This is a genomic window from Cohaesibacter gelatinilyticus (assembly GCF_900215605.1).
GTDB lineage: Bacteria > Pseudomonadota > Alphaproteobacteria > Rhizobiales > Cohaesibacteraceae > Cohaesibacter > Cohaesibacter gelatinilyticus.
The window spans coordinates 1637481-1660659 of the sequence record NZ_OBEL01000001.1 but is presented as its reverse complement, the minus strand read 5'-3'; the positions used below and the strand labels follow the sequence as shown (position 1 = coordinate 1660659).

The 23179-nt window shown below is 50.0% G+C and carries 21 protein-coding genes; 10 read left to right on the top strand and 11 right to left on the bottom strand.

What is annotated here, in order from left to right; all coding sequences use genetic code 11:
• The first annotated feature begins 145 nt into the window (after positions 1-145).
• The 4 genes from CRO57_RS07350 (at position 146) to CRO57_RS07335 (ending at position 3611) form a co-directional block, all read left to right on the top strand.
• Entirely contained in the window at positions 146-616 is a 471-nt protein-coding gene (locus CRO57_RS07350) for a flavin reductase family protein (protein WP_097152638.1), read from the top strand.
• Positions 617-931: 315 nt separating this feature from the next.
• Entirely contained in the window at positions 932-1945 is a 1014-nt protein-coding gene (locus CRO57_RS07345; protein ID WP_097152637.1) for a fumarylacetoacetate hydrolase family protein, read from the top strand.
• Positions 1938-2891: an MBL fold metallo-hydrolase gene (locus CRO57_RS07340; RefSeq protein ID WP_097152636.1), complete on the top strand. Its 954-nt coding sequence runs from the start codon at positions 1938-1940 to the stop codon at positions 2889-2891. Before CRO57_RS07345 ends, CRO57_RS07340 begins: the two co-directional genes overlap by 8 nt.
• Before the next feature lie 129 nt (positions 2892-3020).
• Positions 3021-3611 carry a hypothetical protein gene (locus tag CRO57_RS07335; protein ID WP_141401200.1) on the top strand — a complete coding sequence of 197 codons (591 nt, stop codon included), beginning with the start codon at positions 3021-3023 and terminating at the stop codon, positions 3609-3611.
• Positions 3612-3721: 110 nt separating this feature from the next.
• Here the strand turns inward: CRO57_RS07335 and CRO57_RS07330 are convergent, their stop codons facing one another.
• Positions 3722-5308, bottom strand: a complete 1587-nt coding sequence (locus tag CRO57_RS07330) for a SulP family inorganic anion transporter (RefSeq protein ID WP_097152634.1) — start codon at positions 5306-5308, stop codon at positions 3722-3724.
• 341 nt (positions 5309-5649) lie between these two features.
• Between CRO57_RS07330 and CRO57_RS07325 the strand changes: the two genes are divergently transcribed.
• Positions 5650-6120, top strand: coding sequence for a CreA family protein (locus CRO57_RS07325; RefSeq protein WP_425291274.1), 471 nt, complete (start codon positions 5650-5652; stop codon positions 6118-6120).
• On the opposite strand, the gene CRO57_RS07320 is transcribed toward CRO57_RS07325, so the two are convergent.
• From CRO57_RS07320 to CRO57_RS07300, 5 genes are all read right to left on the bottom strand, one after another.
• Positions 6117-6992 (bottom strand): aminotransferase class IV, encoded by an 876-nt coding sequence (locus tag CRO57_RS07320; RefSeq protein ID WP_097152632.1) that lies wholly within the window; start codon positions 6990-6992, stop codon positions 6117-6119. The two genes, CRO57_RS07325 and CRO57_RS07320, sit on opposite strands and share 4 nt — an antisense overlap.
• Entirely contained in the window at positions 6964-7557 is a 594-nt protein-coding gene (locus CRO57_RS07315) for an anthranilate synthase component II (RefSeq protein ID WP_097152631.1), read from the bottom strand. The genes CRO57_RS07320 and CRO57_RS07315 overlap by 29 nt, the downstream gene beginning before the upstream one ends.
• Positions 7554-9083, bottom strand: a complete 1530-nt coding sequence (gene pabB / locus CRO57_RS07310; protein ID WP_097152630.1) for an aminodeoxychorismate synthase component I — start codon at positions 9081-9083, stop codon at positions 7554-7556. Before pabB ends, CRO57_RS07315 begins: the two co-directional genes overlap by 4 nt.
• A gap of 175 nt (positions 9084-9258) precedes the next feature.
• On the bottom strand, positions 9259-9552 hold the full coding sequence (locus CRO57_RS07305) for an ArsR/SmtB family transcription factor (protein ID WP_097152629.1): 294 nt from the start codon (positions 9550-9552) through the stop codon (positions 9259-9261).
• A 459-nt stretch (positions 9553-10011) separates the two neighbouring features.
• Positions 10012-10344 (bottom strand): hypothetical protein, encoded by a 333-nt coding sequence (locus CRO57_RS07300; protein WP_141401199.1) that lies wholly within the window; start codon positions 10342-10344, stop codon positions 10012-10014.
• 100 nt (positions 10345-10444) lie between these two features.
• Between CRO57_RS07300 and cysS the strand changes: the two genes are divergently transcribed.
• From cysS to rarD, 3 genes are all read left to right on the top strand, one after another.
• A complete protein-coding gene (gene cysS / locus CRO57_RS07295; protein WP_097152627.1) occupies positions 10445-11845 on the top strand; it encodes a cysteine--tRNA ligase in 1401 nt (466 codons plus the stop codon).
• A gap of 81 nt (positions 11846-11926) precedes the next feature.
• Complete coding sequence (cimA, locus tag CRO57_RS07290) at positions 11927-13522, top strand: citramalate synthase (RefSeq protein WP_097153272.1); 1596 nt, start codon at positions 11927-11929, stop codon at positions 13520-13522.
• 36 nt (positions 13523-13558) lie between these two features.
• Positions 13559-14518: an EamA family transporter RarD gene (gene rarD, locus CRO57_RS07285; RefSeq protein WP_097152626.1), complete on the top strand. Its 960-nt coding sequence runs from the start codon at positions 13559-13561 to the stop codon at positions 14516-14518.
• A gap of 43 nt (positions 14519-14561) precedes the next feature.
• On the opposite strand, the gene CRO57_RS07280 is transcribed toward rarD, so the two are convergent.
• Entirely contained in the window at positions 14562-15026 is a 465-nt protein-coding gene (locus CRO57_RS07280; RefSeq protein ID WP_097152625.1) for a DMT family transporter, read from the bottom strand.
• Positions 15027-15157: 131 nt separating this feature from the next.
• On the bottom strand, positions 15158-15769 hold the full coding sequence (locus CRO57_RS07275) for an LOG family protein (protein ID WP_097152624.1): 612 nt from the start codon (positions 15767-15769) through the stop codon (positions 15158-15160).
• A 219-nt stretch (positions 15770-15988) separates the two neighbouring features.
• On the opposite strand from CRO57_RS07275, the gene CRO57_RS07270 reads away from it, so the two are divergent.
• Together CRO57_RS07270 and CRO57_RS07265 are read left to right on the top strand one after the other, a co-directional pair.
• Positions 15989-17785: a LysM peptidoglycan-binding domain-containing protein gene (locus CRO57_RS07270; RefSeq protein WP_097152623.1), complete on the top strand. Its 1797-nt coding sequence runs from the start codon at positions 15989-15991 to the stop codon at positions 17783-17785.
• A gap of 188 nt (positions 17786-17973) precedes the next feature.
• Positions 17974-19935, top strand: a complete 1962-nt coding sequence (locus tag CRO57_RS07265; protein ID WP_097153271.1) for an ABCB family ABC transporter ATP-binding protein/permease — start codon at positions 17974-17976, stop codon at positions 19933-19935.
• Between the two features lie 83 nt (positions 19936-20018).
• On the opposite strand, the gene CRO57_RS07260 is transcribed toward CRO57_RS07265, so the two are convergent.
• The 3 genes from CRO57_RS07260 to CRO57_RS07250 form a co-directional block, all read right to left on the bottom strand.
• Complete coding sequence (locus tag CRO57_RS07260) at positions 20019-20771, bottom strand: SDR family NAD(P)-dependent oxidoreductase (protein WP_097152622.1); 753 nt, start codon at positions 20769-20771, stop codon at positions 20019-20021.
• A gap of 86 nt (positions 20772-20857) precedes the next feature.
• Positions 20858-22354 (bottom strand): amidophosphoribosyltransferase, encoded by a 1497-nt coding sequence (purF, locus tag CRO57_RS07255; RefSeq protein ID WP_170955984.1) that lies wholly within the window; start codon positions 22352-22354, stop codon positions 20858-20860.
• 148 nt (positions 22355-22502) lie between these two features.
• Entirely contained in the window at positions 22503-23108 is a 606-nt protein-coding gene (locus tag CRO57_RS07250) for a CvpA family protein (RefSeq protein ID WP_097152621.1), read from the bottom strand.
• Positions 23109-23179 lie beyond the last annotated feature (71 nt).

Below are 23179 nucleotides of genomic sequence, written 5' to 3'. Positions count from 1 at the left end.
AGATTGTCGGAAAAGGTTCTGTCATCAGGCAGAAAAGTAGGATAAGAGAGGCCGCATCAGAACTTTCCAGGGATCTTTGAATGTGGAACGGGTCTTTGGGTGTACAAAGTGAAATTGAGGTTAGACGGTGCTAAAAATTGATGGAATGCGTCTTCGCAAAGCGATGGGTCAATATGGGACGGGAATCGCAGTTGCCACCACATTGGATGGCGACGGCGCACCTCATGGTTTGACCATCAATTCGTTCAACTCAGTGTCACTGGATCCACCGTTGGTTCTTTGGTCATTGTCTCACAAGTCGGGAAATCTGAATGCCTTTAGTCAGTCTGACCATTTTGCCATCAATGTATTGAGCCAACAGCAAAAAGAAATCTCCGTTCGCTTTGCGACGCCTGAAGCCGATCGATTTACCGATACTGATTGGCATCAGGGTGAGACTGGTTCTCCATTGTTGCGTGATGTGGTCGCCTGTTTGGAATGTAAGGTCGAGCAGATGGTAGAGGGCGGGGATCATGTGATTTTTATTGGTCGTGTTGTTGCTGCTACCCATTTGGAACTGCCGCCATTGCTCTATCATGGTGGGGCTTATCATTCTTTGGGACCTGCACTGGATTGAGCTTGCGACGTCCATCTGCTTGGTTCGTTAAACAATGCGCTTGCCCCTTTTTCTCGAGAGGTTGGGTTGGCGCATTTTTTATGACATTTTGACGCATAGGAAGCTCATTTGCGGGCCATTTTGCTTTGTTTGTTGACAATGGTTTCTTTTGAAACTAATTTATTTTCAGTCAAATCATTCTGGATGAGCAGCTACTGATGTCCGTTGTTCCGGCGGGTAATTATAAAAAGTTGCTGCGGATACTGATGGATTCATGTTGATCCATACATTGGTTTTCAGAATGCGATTTGGGTGGAAAAGCGAAAGAGGACGCAGATGAAACTCGCAACATTGCGCGATGGCACCAGAGATGGTCAGCTAGTCGTCGTTTCCAAAGATTTGAGCCGCTATACTCCGGCGACCAATGTCGGTAAAAGCATGCAGGCAGCTCTGGATGATTGGGCTTGTGCAAAGCCACAGCTGGAAGCATTGGCGCAAGGTCTGGAAGATGGCCGTATTGCGGGTGAGGCCTTTGATGAGGCAAATTGCCTGTCACCTCTGCCACGTGCCTATCAGTGGGCTGATGGATCTGCTTACGTCAATCATGTAGAATTGGTTCGTAAAGCACGTAACGCTGCCATGCCTGAGACCTTCTGGACTGATCCTCTGATGTATCAGGGCGGTTCTGACACTTTCCTTGCGCCGACTGATACCATCAAGATGGGTGATGAAGCCTGGGGTATCGACTTTGAAGGTGAAATTGCTGTTATCACTGGTGATGTAGCCATGGGCGCAGACGCTGATGCTGCGGGGCAGGAAATCCGTTTGCTGATGCTGGTCAATGATGTGTCTCTGCGTGGTTTGATCCCTGCCGAGTTGGCAAAAGGTTTTGGTTTCTTCCAGTCCAAGCCATCATCTGCCTTCTCTCCTGTCGCCATTACCCCTGATGAGCTGGGCGATGCCTGGAAAGATGGAAAGGTGAATCTGCCGCTTGACGTTACTTATAATGGCGAAGCATTCGGCAAGGCGGAAGCTGGCATTGATATGACCTTCAATTTTCCGACCCTTGTTGCACATGCTGCCAAAACCCGTCCATTGGGCGCTGGCGCTGTGATCGGCTCTGGTACTGTATCCAACAAATTGAATGATGGTCCGGGCAAACCAGTTTCTGAAGGTGGCGTAGGCTATAGCTGTATCGCTGAAATTCGTATGATTGAGACCATCAATAATGGCGAGCCAAAGACCCCATTCATGCGCTTTGGTGATACAATCAAGATTGAAATGAAAGACGCGTCTGGCAAGTCCATTTTCGGTGCCATTTCGCAAAAAGTGGAGAAATATGATGGCTAAGGCATTTGCGTCTTCCGCCGATCTTGGCGAAAAAAAGATCAGTTTCGATGAAATCGGTCCTGATCTGTATGCCTTCACTGCGGAAGGTGACCCGAATTCCGGCGTGATCGTTGGTGATGATTGCTGCATGGTGATTGATGCGCAGGCAACTCCTGTTGCTGCTCAGGAAGTCGTGCGCCGTGTTCGCGAGATCACTGACAAGCCGATCAAATATGTGGTTCTGACTCACTATCATGCGGTTCGTGTTCTTGGTGCATCTGGTTATGGTGCCGAGCACATGATCATGTCTGACAAGGCCCGCTCAATGGTTGTTGAGCGTGGCGTTGAGGATTGGGCTTCCGAGTTTGGCCGCATGCCACGCCTGTTCAAAGAACCAGATTCCATTCCGGGTCTGACTTGGCCGACGCTGACCTTCAAGGATCGCATGACTGTCTATCTTGGTAAGCGCCGGGTTGACCTGATGCATCTTGGCCGTGCGCATACTGCAGGTGATATTGTTGCCTGGGTTCCAGACAGCAAGGTGATGTTTGCCGGCGATATCGTGGAATATAAGTCCGCTTGCTATTGTGGTGATGCTCATTTTACTGATTGGCCAACCACTTTGGACAATATCGCTGCGATGAAGCCGGAAGCATTGGTACCAGGCCGTGGTGCGGCTTTGACAACTGCCGAGATGTGCAATGAAGGCATCATGCTAACCCGTGATTTCCTGGTGAACCATTATGAGCCGGTTGCTCGTGCTGCTGCTCGTCAGGCACCACTTAATGAAGCCTTTGATATGTGTCGGGAAGTGTGCGACTCGAAATTCTCTGATTTCGTGATCTATGAGCATTGCCTGCCGTTCAATGTGGCACGCGCCTATGACGAGGCATCCGGGATCGATACTCCACGGATCTGGACCGCTGAGCGTGATGTTCAGATGTGGGAAGATCTACAGTTGGGTTGATCGCAGTCCGCATTTGCGATTTACAAAAGCCGCCTTGATGCTTCAGGGCGGCTTTTCTTTTGAGTGGGTCTTGTTATCGTCCAAAGAGAAGCGAGAGAGATTCGGTGGAAAGAGCCAAGGAGCCAAAGGATGAGGAAACATGGAAGCCATGGCCGACAGGAGAGTGGTCCATCTCATGTATGGCGCATCCCACCGATGTGGCTTGTGATTCTTTGTTGGCTTGTGGCGCTTGGAAGTGGTGCTTTTCTGAGATTTGTTTTGCTGCCGTCATTGGAGTATATGGCTCAAGGCTTGTTGCTGGATCGACGCCCTTTTGGTTTTGATCTGGAAGAGGCCAGAGGCATACTTTATCACCTTGGTGAGACTGGACGAGCCTCCGTTCAATTTCCTTATTTGCTGATCGATGTTGTGTTTGCGATATCCCTGTCTGCGGCTCTTTGTTTGGGTGGTTTGCGACTTCTAGGCAGTAGCAATAGCTTTTCGGGGCGCTTTTCGAAGCTTGTTCCGGCTATTGCAGTGGTCATGCCCATCCTTGCCGGCCTGTTCGACCTTTGGGAGAATTGGCAGCTCTATCGTATCATGGATATTGGCTTGGATATCAGGGAAGCAGACATTGCGGCCCTCAAGCGTGCAACCAGCTTTAAGTTCGGTTTCTATCTATTTGGTATATTAGGATTTATTTCCATTATTGTTAGTATTCTATTGCAACGGAAGAAGTAGTTGATTTCTAGTATAAGTTTTACTTATGCAGAATATGCAATAAGTTGATCATAAAAAATCCCGGTAGATTCATCATCTACCAGGATTTCTTTTATTTAACTGCATTTCAGTTATTTTGCTTTGTTCTCGCCGAACATTTCCGAATAGTCGACAGCTACTTCATAATGAGGATCTTCGATCACGGAGACTTCGACAAAGCGACCGGCTTTTTTCAAGAGTAAGGCACAGTCTGGTGATAGATGGCGCAGATGCAGCTTTTTGCCCTGTTCTTCATATTTGGTAGCAAGAGCATCGATGGCCTGCAGACCAGAATGATCCCATACGCGGGCATCTTTAAACTCAATCACGACATCTTCAGGATCGGAGCGCGGGCTGAACAGCTCTGCAAAGCTGGCAACAGATCCGAAGAAGAGTGGGCCATGCAGCTCATAAACTTTCCAGCCATGTTCTTCTGTGCCAACACGTACATCAATGCGTTTTGCCGCTTCCCAAGCAAAGACGAGAGCCGAGACGATCACGCCGACAACCACAGCCACAGCAAGGTCAGAATAGACTGTCACTGCGGTTACCAGCACAATGACAAAGGCATCATGGCGTGGAATCTTGGTCATGATCTGAAGGCTCTTCCAGGCGAAAGTGCCGATGACAACCATGAACATCACACCAACCAGTGCTGCCAGCGGGATCTGTTCTATCAATTGTGAGCCAAACAGGATGAAGCCCAACAGGAAGAGGGCTGCGGAAATACCAGACCAGCGCGTGCGCCCACCGGATTTCACATTGATCATGGACTGGCCGATCATTGCGCAACCGCCCATGCCGCCAAAAAAGCCTGTGACGACATTGGATGCGCCTTGCGCAATACATTCCTTGGACGCACCGCCATGGGTATCGGTCATTTCGGAAACCAGGTTGAGGGTCAAAAGGCTTTCGATCAAACCAATTGCGGCCAGAATCGCAGCATATGGGAAGATGATTTTGATGGTTTCAAAGTCAATCGGCACCATTGGGATATGGAATTCTGGCAGACCACCCGCAATTGTTGCCAAGTCACCTACACGCGGGATATCCAGATCCAGTCCTATCACCAGCAAAGATACCGCGACGATGGCCAACAATGGAGCAGGGATAGCTTTGGTGATCTTTGGGGCGAGCCAGATCAGGCCCATGGTGGCGACGACAAGGCCTAACATGATAATGAGAGGTGCGCCACTCATCCAGACCAGCTCACCTGCTGCGTCCTTGACCTTGAACTGAGTAAGCTGAGCGAGACCAATCACAATCGCCAGACCATTCACAAAGCCGAGCATCACGGGATGAGGCACCATACGAATGAATTTGCCCCATTTGAGGACGCCGGCAAGGATCTGCAAAACACCCATCAACACAACGGTGGCGAACAAATATTCTACGCCGTGATTGACTACGAGGCTGACCATGACAACTGCCAGAGCGCCTGTTGCGCCGGAAATCATGCCTGGACGACCACCAAACACTGCCGTTATCAAACCAACAATGAAGGCGGCATAGAGGCCTACCAGTGGATGAACCTGAGCAACAAAGGCAAAGGCGACGGCTTCCGGCACCAATGCCAGCGCAACGGTCAAGCCGGACAGGGTGTCGGTTTTGAATTGTGCCGGGGTGATGGCGCCAAGAATGCGTGCCCCCAGCCCAGACTGATCGGTCTGTGCGTTCATGAAACTGTCCTAATGGATGTCAGGAAAAGTGAGCATTTAAGTGTTTGCTCGTAGCTGGGTCGGTTTCTAGAAGGTTTGCAGGGATTTGGCAAGCGGGTGCCCCTCTTATCGACGCGCTATTTGCAGATTTTGGCCATTTCTTGCAAAAAAATTCTGACAGTTCGACGACATTGGTCGTATTTTCGAACAAAGCACTTATATATCGAGGGGACTAGCGAGTTTGGGATTCGGTTTTGGGCTTTTGAAGTTTCAGGTTCGAGTTTGAATTCTTTTCTTCGCCTGATATGTGATAACAGGATGTGATGATGCTTCGTAAAATTTTGGCGGCTGCCTTTGCTTTGATGGTTTCAATCCCAATGGCTTTGGCAGCGGATAGCCCCGATTTGATTTTCAAGAAATCGACAGTTTGGAAATTTCTGACACCTGACCACAAGCTGGCGACCTACGCGATTGATGATCCGTTGATCGAAGGTGTTGCATGCCACTTTACCGTGCCGGAAAAAGGTGGTCTGTCTGGCATGTTCGGAGTAGCAGAAGAAGTATCGGATGTATCACTTGCCTGTCGTCAGGTCGGACCGATCACTTTCAAGGAAAAATTCGAGCAAGGGGACGAAATGTTCCGTACCCGTCGTTCGTTGATTTTCAAGAAAACCCGAATTGTTCGTGGTTGTGATACCAAGCGAAACACTCTGGTTTATGTGATCTATTCTGACAAATTGATTGAGGGTAGCCCGAAGAATTCTACGTCTACAGTGCCTGTGATGCCATGGGGCACACAAGAAGCACCAAAATGCGCTGATTGGCTGGATTAAAGCGTGATTGCGAATTGCTCTTGTAGGTGGGCACGCATGATTGCCTGACATTGAGCGACGACATCGTTCTTTGAAGTTTCAAAGACTTGGTTGTCCAGGCGGGTAACACGACGAATGATACGAAGGCTGTTGGTCAGGAAAAGACCATCAGCCTTTTTTAGTTGCTCTGCGGTCTGGCTTTTTTCTTCGATTTGAACACCATGAGTGGGCAGAAGATCGAGCAGTTTCTCACGCATGATGCCGCCAAGGACACCATCTTTAAGAGGAGGTGTGACAATGGTTTTATCAAAGACTGCAAAGAGGTTGGCGATGGTTGAACAGCAAGCATGACCTTGATTGTTGAAAATAAGGGCATCCTCCGCGCCTTTGTTGCTTGCTTCTTTGGTGGCGAGAATGTTGTCGAGATAGCCAAGGCTCTTGAGGCGGGAAAGAGGTGATCCCTCGTTGCGGCGAATTGTGCTCGTTGCGAGAGTGACATCAGCGAAGGCCATGGTCTGAGGGTAGGGCGATAGGCTGGCCAAAATGGTGGGAGAAGGTGTCACAGGTGGTAATAGACCTCGCCCACCTTCGCCACGAGTAATGGTCAATCGTACAATTGCATTGCCGCCATGCTCAATAGCGATTGGCTTGAGGGACTTAATCGTATTGCGGAGATTTGCTTTTGGCCCGTCCATACCAAGAAGAGATAGTCCTTGGCTCAGGCGATCCAGATGTTCGTTTATCCAGATGATTTGGCCATTCCAGATTGGAAGTGTTTCAAACAAACCATCGCCCAGCAAAGCGCCACGATCCGCTATGGCCAAGCCAGCTTGATTGATTTTTTCTCCGGTGAGGAGTTCGCCGTTAAGACTGATTGCCAGAGCGCCAGACATGGGCCTCCTCCAGGAAGTTTTTCAGCAAGTTGTGACCATGCTGGGTCAGGATCGATTCCGGGTGAAATTGTAGACCGAAGGTTGGGTGATCCTTGTGCCGCAAGACCATGATTTCTCCTTTGTTCGATTTGACCGTGACCTCCAGACAATCGGGCAGGGTTTCATTTTCCACGATCAAGGAGTGATAACGGGCAACCGCCAAAGGCGAGGGGATCTGATTGAAAAGGCCGGTGCTTCGGTGCTTCAGATGACTGGCACGACCATGCATAGGCTCGATGGCACGACTAACGACCCCACCAAAGGCCTCTCCAATTGCCTGATGGCCTAAGCAAATGCCGAGAATGGGCAATTTACCAGAAAAGTGACGAATGGCTTCCAGACAGATGCCAGCTTGCTGAGGAGCACAAGGACCAGGTGAGAGCACCAATGCAGTTGGATCAAGGCGTGCAATACCATCAAGGCTCAATGCATCATTGCGATAGACGGTAACTTGTTGATCCAGTTCTTCGAAATAGCGGGCCAGATTGAAGACGAAGCTGTCATAATTATCGAGGATCAGGATCATGATGATGTACCTTCCTCGCTGTGCTCAGCCATTTGGGTCTGAGTGTATTGTGGTCCGCGTTCCAGATTTGGGCGTTCTGTCTCAAGATTGGTTCCGCAAGCTTTGAAGATAGCATTGGCCTTGTGCAGGCATTCTTCATATTCGGCATCTGGATCTGAAAGAGCTGTAATACCTCCGCCGACATTGAAGACGATCTCATCGGGTCGAATAGTCAGAGTGCGGATTGCAATATTTGTGTCCATCGCACCGCCAAAGCTGATATAGCCCATTGATCCGCAATATATATTTCTTGGTAGATCTTCCAACTCGGTGATGATCTCCATGGCGCGGATTTTCGGGGCTCCGGTGATGGAGCCGCCGGGGAAGGTCGCGCCAAGAAGAGCCGTTGCGCCCAGACCATTTTTCATTTTTCCTGTGACAGTTGAGACCAGATGATGGACGCGTGCATAACTCTCCAGTTTGCAAAGATCCGGTACCTTGATTGAACCGGGCTGACAAATGCGGGAGAGGTCATTGCGCAGCAGGTCGGTGATCATCACATTCTCTGCGCGATCTTTTTCACTATTTTCCAGTGCCTTGGCGTTCAAGGTGTCCTGACGTCTGTCCTTCAAGTCTCTTGGAGCTGTTCCTTTGATTGGGCGGGCTTCCACCTTGCCATCTTCGTCCAGAACCAGAAAACGTTCCGGAGAACTGGATGCGATCACATGATCTCCGGCGTGGAAGTAACCTGCAAAAGGTGCTGCATTCATCTGGCGTAAATTGTTGTAAAGTGCCAGAGGAGTCTCATTCAGATCCATATTCCAGGCCCGTGAAAATTGCTGGGTGATATTGGCCTGAAAGATATCTCCATCAAGGATGTAATCCTTGGTGCGTAAGATTGAAGCTTCAAATGCCAAGCGGGATTTGCTGGCTTGCCATGTCGATAGAATTGGAGCATTTGGCAGATCTGGCTCTGGTTGTTCTAGCAGAGCTTTGAAATATTCAAGTCGCTCGCGAGCCACCCTTGGACAAAAATGGCCGGAGGCCAGAATGCCGGTGGAGATGAGCCAAGCCTGATCACGCTGGGGTTGTCCGGGACCATCTGCGAAATGATCAATTGCAATGACGCAGTCATAGAAAGGAAGCTGGATGTCTGGCAGACGATTGTCTTCCTGTCTGGTTTCCGGGAGTTTTTCAAAAAGGCGGCCAGCTTCATAGCTCATATATCCCATTGCGCCACCCTGAAACGGTGGCAGGTTGGGACGTCCCGGATGTGAGAAAGCAGCCAGCAATTGTTGTAGGCTGGCCAATGGTGGGCCATTTAATGCCTTGTTTTGCCAAAGTGTTTTTTTGTCTTGAACCTTGAAGACACCAAATGGATCGGCGGACATATAGGAATAGCGGCCCAGTGTGGGGGAAGGCACAGCGCTATCCAGAAAACAGGCATAGGGTAGATGGGCAATCCGTTTGAAAAGAGGGAATGTTGATGCTGCATTCTGCAGGGGGAGTACGATACTTTCTCCCTGGATTGCCAGAATATTGGACATTGCAGTTGTGCGCTCCCCTTATTTCGCTAGCCGACCATTGCCTCAGGCAGATTGAGCAGTCGGATGATCAGAATCAGGGCCCTGCTTTTGATGCCGTCGCTACAAACAGCAGAACCGCCTTGATGGCGGTTTCTCTGTTTTGGCTGGGTCAAAAGCGAGGTATCACGCTTTAGGATTATTCGCAAAATCCCTTGTGTAGAACTGCGAGGACTTCCTCAACGATCGGGCTGGCCAGTGAGTAATAGATGGTGGTGCCGTCACGACGGGTTGATACGACACTCTGAGCGCGCATCAGGGCCATATGTTGGGATACTGTTGTCATACGCAAACCAGTTCGTTCGGCCAATGTGCCAACATTTTGCTCGCCTTCGACCAACTGACAGAGAATCAAAAGTCGTGGTCCTGAAGCCAGTAGCTTCAGAAAGTTGGCGGCATTTTCTGAATTTTTTTCAAGCTCTTGAATATTCATCGGTCTCTAGGTGCTCTTTTGTTGGCCTTTTCATCAGGCATGGCCCAGTTTTTTCTTGTATGGGCTTCGAAAGTCTAATTCTGGCGGAAAGATTGCCTTTGGAAAAGAGGAAAAGGTAGTTTATTGGGACAAAAGGTCAAATATTTTAGAACATTCAAGTATTACCGCATAAAATATTCTCATTCCATAACATTATGAAAATCAAATTTCCCCTAACGCAAAGGGAAGTTGTTATTTGATGGAATGACGTAGCGTCGAGCTGGGGATAAATGGAAAAACTCCCGGCAGTTTCCTGCCAGGAGCTTCCAAACGACAGAGAGTGGGTGCGACTGGTTCAGGCATTAAAAATGCCTATGGGATGGGTTCCCTGTCGAATTTCAAAAATCTTGCTCACTACACGGGCAAAAAATGAGAGCATTATTGGCAGCATCTCAATGTTTGCCCCGGTTGATGATATGTTTAATAGACGATGGCTGAATGAAACCTGATCTGAACGTTCATTTTCAATTCATGTATCTGAACGGAATTTTTTGATAGAAATTTCAGCTGCGGCATGTCCCAATTCATTTGGTTCAGAGAAGGTGGTATTTTTACTCTCACGTCATGGGGATTTGTATCTCTCAATTCAAATGAGTAGTTGACGCAAAGGAGTAATTTGGCCATTGTGCGGGCATGAAAACGGTATTTGCTCAACTCTGCTGCATTATTGGACAGATTATTATCCGCTAGCATTTCGCTGGCTGGAGCCGTTTCGCCTGTTTTTCCTAAAAAATTGAAACGAGATCCGGCCACGGATTGATCCTGTGGATGGCGATCCTTGTCTGCATTTATGCAGTCAGATTGACAAGAAACACAGTTTGCGCAGCCGCGCTTCAAGGAATGGGAAAAGGCAATGACTGCCAAGAGTGATAAGGCTCAGCTCAAGCTTTACAATACGCTGAGCCGTAACAAGGAAGATTTCCAACCGATTGATGCCAATAATGTGCGGATGTATGTGTGTGGACCGACCGTTTATGACACTGCTCACATTGGCAATGCCCGTCCTGCTGTTGTGTTTGACACGCTTTTCCGTCTTCTTCGCCATGTTTATGGCCAGGATCATGTGACTTACGTGCGCAACATCACCGATGTGGATGACAAGATCAATGTGCGGGCCGCAGAGCGTGGTATTTCCATTCGTGAGCTGACCGATGAGACGACGGCCATTTATCATGCGGATATGGATGCGTTGGGTGTCATGCGCCCAACCATTGAGCCGCGTGCGACCGAGCATATCGATGAGATGCTGACCATGATTGGCACGCTCATCGAAAAAGGCCATGCCTATGCTGCTGAAGGGCATGTGCTTTTTGCCGTTGATTCCATGGCTGACTATGGCCAGCTTTCCGGTCGCTCTATCGATGACATGATTGCCGGTGCTCGTGTGGAAGTGGCACCGTACAAGCGCAATCCGATGGATTTTGTGTTGTGGAAGCCATCCAAAGAGAATGAACCAAGCTGGGATAGTCCTTGGGGTGCTGGTCGTCCAGGGTGGCACATCGAATGCTCGGCCATGAGCGAGAAGCATCTTGGCAAAGTCTTTGATATTCATGGCGGCGGGATTGATTTGACCTTCCCGCATCATGAAAATGAGATCGCACAATCCCGTTGTGCTCATGGTAATGACGCCATGGCAAAAGTCTGGATGCATAATGGCTTTGTTCAGGTTGAAGGCGAGAAAATGTCCAAGTCTCTTGGCAATTTCATCACTGCTCATGAGCTGATAGATCAATGGCCGGGAGAAGCTATCCGCCTTGCTCTGATGACTACTCATTATGCCAAGCCGTTCAACTGGACGCAGGACGGCGTACGTGATGCCAAGAAGACACTGGATCAATGGTATGCAGTGACTGCGGATGTGGATCCATCAATCGTTGATGCCGAAATTGTTGCTACATTAGCGGATGACCTGAATACGCCGAAGGCCATCGCACGTCTTCATGCGCTTCGTGCCCTTGCTGCTCAAGGAGATAAGGGTGCAGCTGCTGGTTTGAAAGCCAGCTTGCAGGATCTGTTTGGGCTTGTGATGCAAGATCCTGCTGCATGGGCGGAATGGCGTCCTGCTGGTTCTGCTGATGTAGACGAAGCTTCCATTCAGGCCATTGTTAATGAGCGCCTTGATGCGCGCAATAACAAGGATTTTGCCAAGTCTGATGAGCTGCGTGACAAACTGGCCGAGATGGGCGTTGTACTGAAAGACAGCAAGAACAAAGAAACTGGTGCATTTGAGACCAGTTGGAGCCTTGAAGGCTGATTGATAGTATAGATCTGGCCTCGACCCTAACTGGGCCGGGGTTTTTTATAAGACAAGACCCGAATGATACAGGACCAGGACATGACAAAAGAGCGTCTCTATCTGTTTGATACCACCTTGCGAGATGGTGCCCAGACCAATGGCATCAATTTCTCCGTGGAAGACAAAATTGTCATTTCCAAAATTCTGGATGAGCTGGGCGTTGATTATGTCGAGGGAGGCTATCCTGGAGCCAACCCGACCGATGATCGGTTTTTTGAAAAGAAGCGTACGGAAAAAGCCACCTTCACTGCTTTTGGTATGACCAAACGGGCAGGGCGCTCCGTTGCCAATGATCCGGGCGTGCAAGGCCTGATCAACAGTTCAGCCGATGCCATCTGCTATGTTGCCAAGAGCTGGGACTACCATGTGAAAGTGGCTCTTGGCTGTACCAATGAGGAAAATCTCGAAGGCATCGCCGACTCTGTTAAAGCTGCCATTGCTGCTGGAAAAGAAGCCATGGTCGATTGTGAGCATTTCTTTGACGGCTATAAAGCCAATCGGGATTATGCGCTGTCCTGTGCCAAAACCGCCTATGAAGCAGGGGCGCGTTGGGTGGTGCTTTGCGATACCAATGGTGGCACGCTTCCGCATGAAGTCTATGAGATCGTCAAGGATGTGACTTCCGTGGTGCCGGGAAACAATCTTGGTATTCATGCGCATAATGACACTGAGCAAGCTGTCGCAAACTCTCTGGCCGCTGTACGCGGTGGTGTTCGCCAGATCCAGGGTACCTTGAACGGTATCGGTGAGCGTTGCGGTAATGCCAATATGATCTCTCTTATTCCGACTTTAAAGCTGAAACCGGAATTTTCCGATCATTTGGAAATTGGTGTTAGTGATGAACAGCTCTCGCGTTTGACATCAGTGTCACGCAATTTCGATGAATTGCTCAATCAGGCTCCCAACCGACATCTGCCTTATGTCGGGCAAAGTGCTTTTGCCACCAAAGCCGGTATTCATGCCTCTGCGATTTTGAAAGATCCGGCGACTTATGAGCATGTTGCTCCGGAAGCCATCGGCAATCGCCGTCGTGTACTGGTGTCAGATCAGGCGGGACTTTCCAATCTGTTGGATGAATTGGCGCGTATGGGTATCAAGGCAGATAAAAAAGATCCTCGCGTTGCAAGCTTACTTGGGGTGATCAAGGAGCGGGAAGCGACGGGCTACGCCTATGAAGGTGCTGGAGCGTCTTTGGAATTGCTGGCGCGTCGTCATCTGGGAGAAGTGCCTGAATATTTCAAAGTGGAATCATTCCGTGTCGGTGTGGAACGCCGCTTCAATGCGCGGGGCGAAATCGTGACCATGTCCGAAGCAGTCGTCAAGATCGAGATAGATGGTGAAGTTCGTATGTCCGTTGCCGAAGGTCAGGGACCTGTGAACGCGCTGGATATAGCGCTTCGCAAGGATCTGGGCAAACTGCAGGACAAGATAAAAAATCTGGAACTGGTCGACTATAAGGTGCGTATCCTGAATGGTGGTACCAGTGCGATCACCCGTGTGCTGATAGAAAGTCGGGATGGACAGGGAAATCGTTGGTTTACAGTGGGCGTTTCTGAGAATATCGTGGACGCTTCTTTCCAAGCCTTGGTGGATTCGGTGACCTATAAGTTGCTCAAGAATGGAGCAACAGTCTGATAGGCGCGCGTTTCACCCATTTGTAAAGCTCTATTGATGGATCACTCTTCTGAAAAAGGAGAGGGCGGGCAGGATTTGTCCGCTCAAGCTCTTGCCGACCAAAAATTAGGATTGCTGGCTGCTGTTTCCGCCTATGGCGTCTGGGCAATGCTGACGCTGTACTATGCGGCTCTTTCCCATGTCACACCGTTGGAAGTGGTGTCCAACCGGGTGGTCTGGTCTCTGGTTGTCGTTGGACTGTTCTTTTTGGTCAAGAAACGTTGGGGCGAGGTTTGGCCGGTTCTGCGCAACAAGAAGTCCTTTCGGGCCTTGCTCTTTTCCTCGGTACTGATTTCCATCAACTGGTTGACTTATATCTGGGCGGTGACCAACCAACAGGCAACTGAAGCCAGCCTTGGCTATTTCATCTTGCCGCTGGTCAATGTGGCTCTGGGTTTTGTCTTTCTGTCAGAACGTCTTTCTGTTCCCCAGTGGGTGGCCATTGGTTTGGCGGCATTGGCAATTGTGTTGCAGACGATCTGGTTGGGCGAACTGCCGATTGTTTCGCTGATTGTTGCCTTGTCCTTTGGAGGTTATGGCTATATCCGCAAAACCGTTGATGTCGGACCCAATCTGGGACTATTGGTGGAACTGGTCCTGATCATCCCATTCGCATTTGGCTATTTGATCTATTTGTTTGCGATTGGTGAGGCGCATCTCTTTGTCAGTGATAGCAAAACCAATATTTTGCTGATCCTGACCGGTTTCGCGACCTATTTTCCACTTCTTTGGTTCTCTGCGGCTGCAAAGCGAATGAAGCTCTCCACTCTTGGTGTACTGCAATACATGAACCCGACCATCCAATTCCTGCTGGCAGTCTTTGTGTTAGGTGAAGCACTGACCATGGACAAGTTCGTGACCTTTTGTTTGATCTGGCTATCCGTCATCATTTATAGCTTGGATGCGTTCAAACAGGCACGAAGAGCGGAAAAGACAAATAAGCAAAAGGCCACCTGATGGCGGCCTTCTAAATTTGTCAGCTTTTCATTCATTCGTTCTCTTATGGTTCAGAGCGAGGCATCAGCATCCAGATTGCTGCGACGAGCAGAACAAGTCCGCCAACACGACGCAAATCGATTGGTTGCGGTGTTTGTCCTGTCCAGCCAAAATAGTCAGCGGCAAGAGCGAGAGTCATCTGCCCTAAAATGATGAGAGCAACCGCCACGGCTGGGCTTATTTTGGCGAAAGCAAATGCAGAGCCGGAAACGATGATGATACCAGCAATTGCACAGAGTGTGAGATAGAAGATGCGCGGGCCGGTCAGCTTGGCGATTTCGATGTGACCGGTGGGGACAAGGACAGCCATCAGTACCGCTGCGATCAGGCCACCTGCCAGAATTATGAGCATTCCGGAATTGATGGCGTTGTCGCCGAGGGAAAGCCGTGCGGCGAAAATGCCCTGAAATCCGATGGAAAGACCAACGGTCAGAGCTGTGGCGATGCCAATGGCTGCCATATGGTTCATTGGAGGAGGATCCTGTTATGGATGGAGTTTCAGAGGGGATCCATCAGTTGGTTGAGTTCAACGGGCCAGTCGGAGCATCATGAAAGAGAACAATCCGATTTTTCGGCCCGTTGTCATATTTGTTGAATTTTCTAGAACTTGTTCAATGGCTCATTGCAAGTTTCATCAGCAAGAGCCGCGTCATCCAGTACATTTGCTGCCTGCTGGAGCATTGAAACAATCTGGTTGGGATCTGACGTGGCGAGATGGTTGACTTCCATTCCATTGCGAATGAATTGTTCGTCGCGCATATGGTCAAGCAACGTCATGAGTGGGTCCCAGAATTCGTTGATGTTGGCTAGGAGTACCGGCTTTTTATGCCGTCCTAGCTGAGCCCATGTCAACATTTCTACCAGCTCTTCCAAGGTGCCAATGCCGCCGGGCAGGGCAACGAAAGCCTGTGCGCAATCAAACATCTTGCGTTTGCGTTCGTGCATATCTTGCGTGATGATAAGTTTTTGGACGGAGTCCAGCATCACTTCCCGTTCTTTGAGGAAGTGGGGAATCACGCCGGTTACTCTACCACCATGGTCAATGACGCTTTGGGCTGTGATGCCCATCAGGCCGACAGAGCCGCCGCCATAGACAAGTTCGATATCCTGCTCAGCCATAGACTGACCCAGAATTTTGGCGGCAGCCGCATAAGCAGGATCAGTTCCCGCGCCGGAGCCACAATAGACACAGATTCTTTTCAACTTAGCCATGAAAGTTAAGTCGCACCCCGATGGGCTGCCGTCAAGCTGGATTCATACAAAAAGTGATCTACCCTTGCTCGCAGGCTGAAAACAGGTTAGGGAACTGCTGGAAAGTCTTTATAAATCCTTGTGTCTTGGCCATTTTTCGTCGTTAAATGGGGGTGAGATACATAGGTAAAAATTTCAGCTCCCGGATGGGCGTCGAGAGATGCGAAGTGTGACATTGCTATGAAGAACAAGAATCTTGTGGTCACGATAGGTGTTTTGATCGTGGGTGCCGTACTGGCTTGGTTTGGCTTTGGTGATAAAATGGTTCAGCAGGCTGAGAAAGCCGAACCTCAGGAAGTGGTAACCACGACGCCATCTCAAACATCATCTCAATCACCATCAACCTCCGGTGAGACGAAAAAAAACGAGGCAGCGGATAAATCTGCTGTTGCCAATGCCGAGGTAAAAAAAGAAGGTGAGGAGAAGCCTTCTGAATCTGCCAAGGACGACAAGTCTGCTGAGACCGCGCCTGCAGCTGTCGCAGATATGAAGAAGACTGAGGAACCTGCATCTGAAGAGACCACAAAAAACGAGGCGCATACCACCGATGCAGAGACTGGTAAAGCGGAAGCACCGAACAAGCCTGTAAAAGAGGTTGCTAACAAGGCTGCTGACGCAATGACCAAGAACGCTGAAGCAAAGCCAGAGGCAAAAGCAACCGACGCTGTCAAGAGCACAAAGGACACTTTGACAACTGGCGCTATTGTTCCAAGCTTTGATGTTGTGCGCGTTGAGCCAGATGGCAATACTCTCGTTGCCGGTAAGGCGTCTCCTGGTGCCATCGTTGAACTGATGAATGGTGACCGGGTTCTGGCCAAAGCCACGGCGGATGACAGCGGCGCCTGGGTGATGATTCTGGAAGAAGCACTGCGCAAGGGGGTTCACGATCTTAGCCTTGCTGCCAAAGCTGACGAAGGCGCGGACCCGATTGTCTCCAAATCCAATATTGCCGTGGCTATTCCAGAAAGTGGTGAGCTGCTCGTTGTAGAAAGTGAGCCGGGTCAGGCTTCCAAGATCCTTGCACAGATCGCAAAAACTCAGCCAAAACAGGAAGTTGCCAAGTTTGCTGAGAAAGCTACTGAAATGGCCAAAAAACCGGCAGAAGTGGCCGGGAAGGTCATGGAAAAAGCTGGCGAAGCTGTGGATGCTGCCAAGGCAATGGCTGATAAAGCTGATGACATGGCAAAGAAAGCCATGGCTGATGCGTCCGCTGCAGACAAGGAAGCGACTGAGAAGCCTACAGAGATGGCTGATAAGACATTAGTGGATGCTGAACCTAAAGCCGATGCTACTGAAATGATGAAGACCGAGCCTGCCAAGACAGAAATGGTCCAGCAGAAACCGGTTGAGCCCGTTCAGGCGAGCATTTCCGTGAAGGCGATTGAACTGGAAGGTGATGTGCTCTATGTCGCGGGTGATGCCAAGCCTGCCGGTTCCGTTCTGCGCCTTTATGTTGACAATCGTGCGATCAGTGATAGCGAGAGCAGTGAGGCAGGCACATTCCTCTTTGATGGCCCTATCTCATTGGGTGTGGGTTCTCACGACGTGCGCGTTGATTTGCTGAGCGGCCCTGATGGCAAGGTTCTGACCCGTGCTCAGGTAAGCTTTGAGAAAAAAGCACCTGTTATGGCCAAGAAGGATACACCTTCAAATGGATCTGCAGCGCAAGATACAGGGACCAATGGTCAGATTGCCAATGCTGTTGCGAGTGAGGCCAATGGTGATGTAACTCCGCAAGTCGTGAACAGCCGCAAGGTGATCATCCGTCGTGGTGACAACCTTTGGGAGATTGCTCGCCGTGTCTATGGAGCAGGTATTCGTTACTCGACCATCTATGATGGTAATACCGAGCAAATTCGCGATCCACACTGGATTTACCCAGGTCAGGTTTTCGACCTTCCTGAGGGTGAAGACGGATGGGAGCGAAATTATGATGCTGTAGAAGCTCCGAGTGCTGATGTGGTAAATTCTCAGTAAGGGTGCTTGTTAAATCCCAATTGGGTTCCTAAATAGAAAGGGGCTTTCACATTCTGAAAGCCCCTTTTCACGTTTTATGCTTCCATTGGCCTTGCTATGACTTGTTTCGTGGTTTGCCGCCAGACATGAAGACCACATGTCTGACTTTCGGCTATGCCTTTGGATTTGCTTCTAAGGACCAATCCTCCATGGCTCAGTCGTCTACACAGACTTCCCCTAATGCTTCAGATTCAGAGCAAAAACAGCCAGATAAATCAGAGGCTGAGGGCACGGTTCGAGCCGAGGCTCCTGTATGGCAAACCCTGCGCACGCTTTGGCCCTATATCTGGCCAAGTGATCGGGAAGATCTGAAGCGTAGGGTAGGCTATGCCATGGTGGCATTGCTGCTGGGCAAGATGGCCAATGTGTTCACACCATATTTTTTCAAATGGGCAACAGATGCACTGGCTGATCCCAATGCCGTTGACGGTATCGGTCCAATTGGTTGGCTAAGTGTCCCTATCATCCTGGTGATCGCCTATGGCTTGGGGCGTGTGGTCAATATTGGCTTCGAACAACTGCGAGATGGAATTTTTGCCCGGGTTGGCCAATATGCCGTGCGACGTCTATCAGACGAAACATTCCGCCATATGCATAGTTTGTCGTTACGCTTTCATTTGCAAAGGCGTACGGGTGGCCTCAGCAGAGTGATCGAACGCGGTACCAAGGGGATCGAATCCGTTGTTCGGCATACCATTCTCTCCGCCTTTCCGACATTGCTGCAATTTGTTCTGATGGCGGGCGTCATCGCCTATCAGTTTGACTGGATCTATGTCGTGGTTGTCGTCGCTCTGGTGGTTTTTTACGTTTGGTTCTCGGCAACAGTCAGCTCTTGGCGCATCGATATTCGCCGTGCAATGAATGAGTCTGATAACGAAGCCCACTCCAAGGCGATTGATAGTCTTCTGAATTTTGAGACTGTCAAATATTTCGGCAATGAGGAACTGGAGGCCAAGCGGTTTGATGTTTCCATGGCTTCATACGAGAAGTCGGCCATTCGAACATGGATCTCGCTTGCATGGCTGAATTTTGGCCAAATCACCATCTTTTCGATTGGCATGGCACTCTGTATGGGGCTGTCCGCGCAAGCCGTGATCAATGGTGAGCAGACGCTTGGTGATTTTGTAATGATCAATGCGTTATTGATGCAGCTCTTTGTGCCGCTCAATTTCTTTGGTTTCCTGCATCGTGAAATCAAGCAGGGTCTGGTGGATCTCGAAGCCATGTTCTCGCTGTTGCGTGAGGAGCCTGAAATTGTCGATAAAGATGGTGCCGGGCCCATTGCAATCAAAGGTGGGGACATTCGCTTCCGCGATGTAAAATTCCATTACGACGAAGAGCGTCCAATTTTGCGTGGTGTGAGTTTTGATGTGCCTGCTGGAAAAACAGTGGCGCTGGTTGGCCCATCTGGTGCGGGTAAATCGACGATCTCACGACTGCTTTATCGTTTTTACGATGTCAAAGGTGGTGCCATCGAGATCGATGGACAGGATGTGCGGGATGTTTCTCAACATAGTCTGCGTCAAGGGATTGGGATGGTGCCGCAGGATACGGTGCTGTTCAATGATAGCCTAGGCTACAATATTGCCTATGGGCGCCCTGATGCGGGTAACGGTGAAATTGAAGAAGCTGCACAATTGGCACAGGTCTCTGACTTCATCAAGAGCTTGCCGGATGGGTTTGATACGGAAGTGGGCGAGCGCGGTTTGAAATTGTCTGGAGGTGAGAAACAACGTGTTGCCATCGCCCGGACCATTTTGAAGGCTCCTCCCATTCTGGTTCTGGATGAAGCAACTTCCGCGCTTGATAGCCACACAGAGCAGGAAATCCAGTCTGCGCTAGATCAGGTCTCCAAAAACCGAACGACCCTTGTTATTGCACACCGTCTGTCGACTGTGATCAATGCGGACGAGATCATCGTGCTTGAAAAGGGCCTGATCAAGGAACGAGGCACTCATGGAGAGCTATTGGAACAAAAAGGGCTTTATGCTTCCATGTGGGATCGCCAGCGTGAAGCATCCGAAGCACAAGAGCGCTTGCGTCAGGCTTTGGAAAAGGACGAACAGGGCTATTTGTCCCCTGGTACAAAACAGAGTGAATCTGCTGAATAGAGTTTGATATTCTGATCTGATAAAACAAAACCCGCAAAAGCCTGGCTTTGCGGGTTTTGTTTTGAAATGATTGGAACAATCAGTTAGCCGACAACCGGGCTGCCGTAATCCTTCCAGCTCTTGGAAGGATAGTCATACATGCGGCCATTTTCCTGGCATTCAGGGACTAGGCATTCCACTATGTGACTGGCCAGCTCGCTTGGATGTGGCAGTGTGTTTGGATCTTCACCCGGCATCGCCTTGGCACGCATACCAGTACGGACTGGGCCAGGATTGAAGCAATTGGCATTGATTGGCAATTTGTCGCATTCGCCTGCATAGGTGCGCACAAGTGCTTCCAAGCCAGCTTTGGAAACTGAGTAGATACCCCAGTAAGGCTTGCATTTATGGGGAGCGCCAGAGGTCATGAAAAGTGTGCGAGCGGAATCTGAACGGCGCAAGAGCGGGTCCAGAGAACGGATCAGACGCCAGTTGGCGGTCAAATTCACCCCAATGACCTTATCCCAGTCTTTCTTTGGATCAGCATGGCCGAGCGGAGTGATGGCGCCCAATTGACCGGCATTACCGAGCAGAATATCCAACTTGCCCCAGCGTTCGAAAATTGCTGCCCCCAAACGATCCAGACCGTCATAGTCGGTAATATCGAGAGGCACGAGTGTGGCAGATCCACCCATGGAGGTGATGTTGTCGTCCAGCTCTTCCAAAGCGCCAACGGTTTTGGCCAGAGCAATGACATGAGCGCCTTCGCGGGCCAACTCCAGTGCTGCATGCCAGCCAATGCCACGAGAAGCACCCGTTACAACAGCAATTCGGCCATCCAGTCTTTTCTCGGTCATGATCACTCTTCTTGTCGTTTGTGCAGCTCTATTTTTGATCTTATGAACTTGCTGATCATCAAAAGTAAGCCCTGTATCTTTAGACCCTAATCAGTCTCAACCAGCAAGGCCGCTGCTCTGTGGTTTTCAGCCGCATCTACATCCACCAGTGCGGTCGGGTAATCACCCGTGAAGCAATGGTCGGTAAATTGTGGGGCATCGTTGTTGCGGCCTTCATAGCCGCAGGAGCGGTAGATGCCATCGATTGAAATGAAACCAAGGGAATCTGCGCCGATATAGTTGCGCATCCCTTCCAGATCATACTGTGCGGCGAGCAGATTCTCACGCTCTGGCGTATCAATGCCGTAATAATCGGAATGAGTGATTGGTGGGCTTGCCAGTAACAAATGCACCTCTGAAGCACCAGCTTCGCGCATCATGTTGACGATCTTGGAAGAGGTGGTGCCACGTACCAGACTGTCATCAACCAGCACAATGCGTTTGCCTTGCACAACCGCGCGGTTGGCAGAGTGCTTCAGGCGTACACCAAGGGCACGGATCTGCTGAGTCGGCTCAATGAAGGTCCGACCGACATAATGGTTCCGGATGATGCCCAGTTCAAATGGGATACCGGTTTCATGCGCATAACCCAAGGCTGCGGGAACGCCGGAATCCGGAATTGGCACGATCACGTCAGCATCAATCGGATTTTCCTTGGCCAGCTCACGGCCCATTGCTTTGCGTATTTCGTAAACAGAGCGACCAGCAAGAACAGAATCCGGGCGAGAGAAATAGATATATTCAAAGATATCCAGACGTGCAGGCTGTCTAGGGAATGGACGATAGCTTTTTACACCATCTTCAGAGCAAACGACCACTTCGCCATTTTCGATCTCACGAACAAACTTGGCGCCGATCATATCCAGTGCGCAGGTCTCAGAAGCAAGCACAGGAGAACCGTCCAGATCACCCAGAACCAGAGGTCGAATGCCAAGAGGATCACGCGCACCGATCAGTTTCTTTCGGGTCAGGGCAACGAGTGCATAGCCACCTTCCATCTGACGGATTGCGTCGATGAAGCGATCGACGATGTTGCTTTCACGACTTTTGGCAATGAGTTGCAATACGACTTCGGAATCGGAAGTGGATTGGAAGATCGAGCCGCGTTTGATCAGCGAGCGACGCAGGGTCATTGCGTTGGTGAACTGACCGTTGTGGGCAACTGCGATACCGCCACCATCCAGCTCTGCAAAAAGCGGTTGAACGTTGCGAAGGGCAGCACCACCAGCTGTTGAATAGCGGGCATGACCAATTGCAGCAGTACCTGCAAGGCGTTCCATGGTGCTGGCATCAGAGAAGTTGTCGCCAACCAAACCAAACCTGCGCTCGAGATGAAAATGCTTGCCATCATATGTCGCGATGCCAGCGGCTTCCTGTCCACGGTGCTGAAGAGCATGCAAGCCCAGAGCAGTCAGGGCAGAGGCGTCAGGGGCGTTATAAATGCCAAACACACCGCACTCTTCATGCAGTGTGTCGCCATCCAAATCCCATTCGTCGGAGGTAGAAGGTTGAGACGTGGTCGGGGTGTGTCCCAAATCCATCATGGCTGCGATCCTTTGCAGGTATTGGAAACGCTTTGACACCATGCTGTCCTCAACAGGTGCCCATTCATGGCTCTGATAGCGCAATTGGTGCGGTTGGTCAGCTATCTTTTTTGGTTATGGGTAAAAAAACATCCTAACCGTAGTCCAGTCAGTTGCTCTGACTGGATTTTGAAACCAATTGGTCGAGTTCGTTGGCCTGATTGCTCTTGTAGCTTGTATTATTGGCCTCAGTTTTGTTCTTGCGTTCCTTGATCTTTTCCATCAGCTGCTCTTCGGGATCTTCCGGCAGCAGATTGATCAATTTTTCCCCGACCTGATTGAGCAATGGTTTTGCTTTTGCCTGTGCAACCCAATTTGGCTGGCGGTTTTCAGGAACGAACCAGTTGAAGAAAATCATGGCAACCGCCATCAAGATGGCGCCGCGCAAGGCACCAAAGACAAAACCGAGTGTACGGTCCAAAGCGCCAATACGGCTATCCAGTACGAAGTCCGAGATCTGAATGGTAATGAAGGATACGATGATCAGCGTGATCAGGAAAATGCCGGTAGCTGTGGCGATCTGTGACATCAGCGGGTGCGGCAGATATCCCTGTACCATGGGCAGCACTTTATCGAACAGATAGATGGTAGCAAAAGCTGCGGCCAGCCAGGCACCAATGGAGAGAACTTCACGGACAAAACCGCGGATCATGGCTAGAAAAGCAGAGATCAACAGAACAATGAGAAAAACCCCATCAAGGAGTGTGATCGGCATCAGATTGGTATCCTGTGGTTATGCATCCGTTATGTTTTCTATAGGGCTTTGAGGCCTGTCTCTCAAGGCTT